This window comes from Pseudomonas sp. (assembly GCF_050739995.1).
Classification (GTDB): Bacteria; Pseudomonadota; Gammaproteobacteria; order Pseudomonadales; family Pseudomonadaceae; genus Aquipseudomonas.
Window position 1 is genome coordinate 1 of sequence record NZ_JBOICG010000687.1, and the last position, 4,336, is coordinate 4,336.

The 4,336-nt window shown below is 61.8% G+C and carries 5 protein-coding genes; 2 read left to right on the top strand and 3 right to left on the bottom strand.

Features of this window, described 5'->3' with window-relative positions:
* From ACRESD_RS23235 to ACRESD_RS23245, 3 genes are all read right to left on the bottom strand, one after another.
* Positions 1-381: DUF2937 family protein (locus ACRESD_RS23235; protein ID WP_431753044.1), on the bottom strand; the 381-nt coding region annotated here is incomplete at its 3' end.
* 11 nt (positions 382-392) lie between these two features.
* Positions 393-1,169 (bottom strand): class II glutamine amidotransferase, encoded by a 777-nt coding sequence (locus ACRESD_RS23240; RefSeq protein WP_431753045.1) that lies wholly within the window; start codon positions 1,167-1,169, stop codon positions 393-395.
* 21 nt (positions 1,170-1,190) lie between these two features.
* Positions 1,191-1,721, bottom strand: coding sequence for an MFS transporter (locus ACRESD_RS23245; RefSeq protein ID WP_431753046.1), 531 nt, complete (start codon positions 1,719-1,721; stop codon positions 1,191-1,193).
* Between the two features lie 24 nt (positions 1,722-1,745).
* Between ACRESD_RS23245 and ACRESD_RS23250 the strand changes: the two genes are divergently transcribed.
* Both ACRESD_RS23250 and ACRESD_RS23255 read left to right on the top strand, forming a co-directional pair.
* On the top strand, positions 1,746-3,788 hold the full coding sequence (locus tag ACRESD_RS23250; protein ID WP_431753047.1) for a S9 family peptidase: 2,043 nt from the start codon (positions 1,746-1,748) through the stop codon (positions 3,786-3,788).
* Between the two features lie 67 nt (positions 3,789-3,855).
* Complete coding sequence (locus ACRESD_RS23255; protein WP_431753048.1) at positions 3,856-4,329, top strand: cyclic nucleotide-binding domain-containing protein; 474 nt, start codon at positions 3,856-3,858, stop codon at positions 4,327-4,329.
* Positions 4,330-4,336 lie beyond the last annotated feature (7 nt).

Here is a 4,336-nt window from a genome sequence, read left to right on the forward strand (position 1 = left end):
CTGATAGCTGTAGCCGTTCCAGGTTTCCAGGCGAATATCCGAATCGGCGGCCACGGCCACTTGCAGGGCACGGATGTACCAAGGGCCCTGCATGGCCTGGAATTGCTTGTCCAGCGCCACCTGGCGATCGAGCAAGGTGCCCAGGCTGTTGGCGTCGCTGCGAAATACCGGGTCATCACTGGCACGGTAATGCGCCACCAATGCCTGCAAGTCGCCGTTGAAGAATTGCTGCGCGGTGGCATCAAAGCCACGTAAGCCGGTCTGGGCTTCGATCAAATGGGCTTCGACGCGCTTGGCGTAGTCGTTGATAAACCCCGGCACTTGCACACCGACCAACAAGCCAATGGCAAACAGCACCAACCGCAGATAGCTGAGCAACATGGTCGATATCCTTACTCGGTGACGCCCTGGCTGACGCATTCACCGCGTCGCCACAGGCTCCATTGGCCCGGTTCGTAGCGGGTCCAGTTTTCGTTGTCGGTCAAAGGTTCGGTGGCGATCACCGTCACCACATCGTTTGGCGTGGTTTCAGCCTGAAAATCGACGATCACGTCGACATCTTTCAAGCGTGCCGGGCCGAACGGTGCGCGCCGCGTGATCTGCGCCAACTTGGTCGAGCAGTAGCAAAACAGCCAGTCACCGTCGCTGAGCAGGCAGTTGAACACGCCTTTGCTGCGGTATTCGGCGCAGGCGGCGATCAGGTCCGGCAAGACCTGCTCGATGTCCACCGGCTCGGGGAAGGCTTCGCGCACGCGGTTGAGCAGGTCGCAGAATGCCGCTTCGCTATCGGTATCGCCCACCGGGCGGTAGAACGTGGCGCGAGGGTTGAAGCCCGCCAGTTGACCGTTATGCGCAAAACACCAGTTGCGCCCCCACAGTTCGCGCACGAACGGGTGGGTATTGGACAGGCACACCTTGCCCACATTGGCTTGGCGGATATGGCCAATCACCACTTCACTTTTGATGGGATAACGCTGCACCAGCAAGGCGACTTCCGACTCACTGCTGGCGGCCGGGTCCTGGAACAGGCGCAGCCCACGACCCTCATAGAAAGCAATGCCCCAACCATCGCGGTGGGGGCCGGTACGCCCGCCCCGCTGCATCAGCCCGGTAAAGCTAAACACGATATCGGTGGGGACGTTGGCACTCATGCCCAATAATTCACACATGCCAGGGCTCTCGCTGCAACGTTAAAGGCGCGGTTCGACGCGCATGCCGCTCACAGGTGCCGGGCGGCGGAAAGGTTCGTCGTCCTCTACAGGCTCGGCGGCCAGGGCAGCATCGGCAGCAGCCTTGCGCTCACGGCGGGCATTGGCGGCGCGCTCGATGGGCCAGCGGATCAGCACGAACACGAGGTACACGGCAAACGCGATCATCGTGTACATGAACAGATCGGAAATGGCCCGCCAGGCGTTATTACCGACCTTGAGCACCAGGTCCAGGGCGGTAATCGCCACGGCCGGGGCAAATTGAGTCTTGACGGGATCGACGATGGTCGGGCTGAGCAACAGCACTGCCATCAGCAACTGCAGCGGCTCGCGCAGCCAGCGCCAGATCCAGCGGGTCATGCGCCACCACACCAACAGGCAGCCCAAAGCGGCGAAGGCGTAAAGGCCCCAAGCGGTCAGATAGTCGTTCTCGGTCATGGTGTCCATGGCAAGGCTGGCAAAGAGGCGGCTATGATAACGGCTTTTGCGTGTCTCGGCTGCAATGCCTGCCACCGTCCGCCAGATAGAGAATAATCCATGCCTATATCGACCGCCCCGATTGCCCGCAAGGCCGAAGGTCCAGACCCGTACGCCTGGCTGCAAGAGCGTGACAGTAGCGACGTCCTCGATTACCTCAAGGCCGAGAACGCCTGGCAGGAAGCCCAGCTCGCCGACCAGAAAGCCCTGCGCGAAACCCTGTTCGAAGAGATCAAGAGCCGCATCCTGGAAACCGACCTGTCCCTGCCCTCGCCGTGGGGGCCCTACCTGTATTACACCCGCACCACCGCCGGTGACGAATACGCCCGCCACTACCGTTGCCGCCGTCCGGCGGATGACAGCCATGCCGTGGATGAAAGCAGCGAAGAACTGCTGCTCGATCCCAACGTGCTGGCCAACGGCGGCTTTTTCTCCCTCGGCGCCTTCAGCATCAGCCCCGACCACCAGCGCCTGGCCTACAGCCTCGACACCAGCGGTGAAGAGATTTACACCCTGTACGTGAAGGAATTGGCCACCGGCAAAGTCAGTGAGCTGGCATTCGAAAACTGCGACGGCAGCATGACCTGGGCCAACGACAGCCTGACCCTGTTCTTCGGCGAGCTGGACGACACCCATCGCCCACATAAGCTGTATCGCTATCGCCTGGACGGCACGGCGGCGCAGGAAGTGTTCCACGAGCCCGATGGGCGTTTCTTCCTGCATTGCTACCGCGCAAGCTCCGAGCGCCAACTGCTGCTGGCCCTGGGCAGCAAGACCACCAGTGAAATCTGGGCGCTGGACGCCGACCAGCCACAGTTGGATTTCACCTGCCTGGCGCCACGGGTCGAAGACCATGAATACGACGTGGACCACGGCAAGCGTAATGGCGAGTGGACCTGGTTTATCCGCAGCAACCGTGACGGCATCAACTACGCACTATTCGTCGCCGCCGACACCGGCAGCGTGCCCAATGAGGCGGACTGGCAAAACCTGATCCCCCACGACGCCACCGTGATGCTCGACGGCGTGACCCTGAACGCCCAGGCCATGACCTTGAGCCTGCGCATCGGCGGCCTGCCGGTGATCGAAGTGCACGCCCAGGACTTGCCGGCGTATCGCGTGGAATTGCCCGACGCTGCCTACAGCCTCTACGTACAGAACAGCCTGGAATTTGCCAGTGACAAGATCCGCCTGCGCTACGAAGCCCTGAACCGCCCCGCCCAGGTGCGCCAGCTCGAGCTGGCCACAGGCGCGCAAGTTGTGCTCAAGGAAACCCCGGTGCTCGGCGTGTTCAACGCCGATGACTATGTCAGCCAACGCCTGTGGGCCACCTCCGCCGACGGCACCCAGGTGCCGATTAGCCTGGTGGTCAAGCGCGACCAACTGGGCAAGCCAACCCCGCTTTACCTCTACGGCTACGGCGCCTACGGCCAGAGCCTCGACCCGTGGTTTTCCCATGCCCGCCTGAGCCTGCTGGACCGTGGGGTGGCGTTTGCCATCGCGCATGTGCGCGGCGGCGGCGAGTTGGGTGAAGCCTGGTATCGCAATGGCAAGCAGGAACACAAGCAGAATACGTTCAGCGACTTTATCGCCTGTGCCGAGCATTTGATCGCCGAAGGCCTGACCACGGCCAAGCAATTGGCTATCAGCGGCGGTAGCGCCGGTGGCTTGTTGATTGGCGCCGTGCTCAACCAGCGTCCGGAGCTGTTCCAGGCGGCGATTGCCGAAGTGCCGTTCGTCGACGTACTCAACACCATGCTCGACCCCGAGCTGCCGCTGACCATCACCGAATACGACGAATGGGGCAACCCTGAAGAGCCCGAGGTATATGCACGCCTCAAGGCTTACGCCCCCTACGAAAACGTCAGCGCCCAAGCCTACCCGGCCACCTTGGTGATCGCCGGCTACAACGACAGCCGCGTGCAATATTGGGAAGCGGCCAAGTGGGTGGCCAAGCTGCGGGCCACCAAGACCGATGACAACCTGTTGCTGCTCAAGACCGAACTGGGCGCCGGCCACGGTGGCATGAGCGGTCGTTACCAGGGATTACGTGACGTAGCGCTCGAATATGGATTTGTCTTCAAGGCCCTCGGCCTGATTTAGGAACTTAGGGCGGCGAGTCTGTCTGACACACAGACCGCCTACCTGTTTTGATGGACCAAGATTCGCTATGCCCCAACCGACCTTACTCAGCAATGAAATCCGCGACATGCTCATGGACTGCGGCCTGTTCGACCCGTTGTTGCCGGAAGATTTTCACGTGGCCGCAGGCTACTTCAATATCAGCAGCGTGGCCCAGGGCGAAGTGATTTTCCTTGAGGGCGACGCCGGCACCTTCATGTGCATCCTCCACAGCGGCCAGGTGGCCGTGCAGAAAACCCACCACGATGGACAGCGCCTGACCATCGCCACCCTGCGCAGTGGCCGGGCCTTTGGCGAAATGGCGGTGCTCGACGGCGAGCGGCGCTCCGCCAGCTGTGTGGCAGCCAGCGACTGCGTGCTGCTGAACCTGGGCAAGGACGCCCTGGAAAAAATGCTCAACGAAGCGCCCCGGATCGCGGCGAAGATTATCCGCGCCATTGCGATTGCCCTCTCCAAACGCCTGCGCATGGCCGATGGGCAATTACTCTCGCAACAGTATTAACCGCCGG

Excerpts from the sequence above, each read along its gene's own strand:
- ACRESD_RS23240 (WP_431753045.1), bottom strand. The coding sequence starts at position 1,169 with ATGTGTGAATTATTGGGCATGAGTGCCAACGTCCCCACCGATATCGTG.
- ACRESD_RS23250 (WP_431753047.1), top strand. The coding sequence starts at position 1,746 with ATGCCTATATCGACCGCCCCGATTGCCCGCAAGGCCGAAGGTCCAGAC.
- ACRESD_RS23255 (WP_431753048.1), top strand. The coding sequence starts at position 3,856 with ATGCCCCAACCGACCTTACTCAGCAATGAAATCCGCGACATGCTCATG.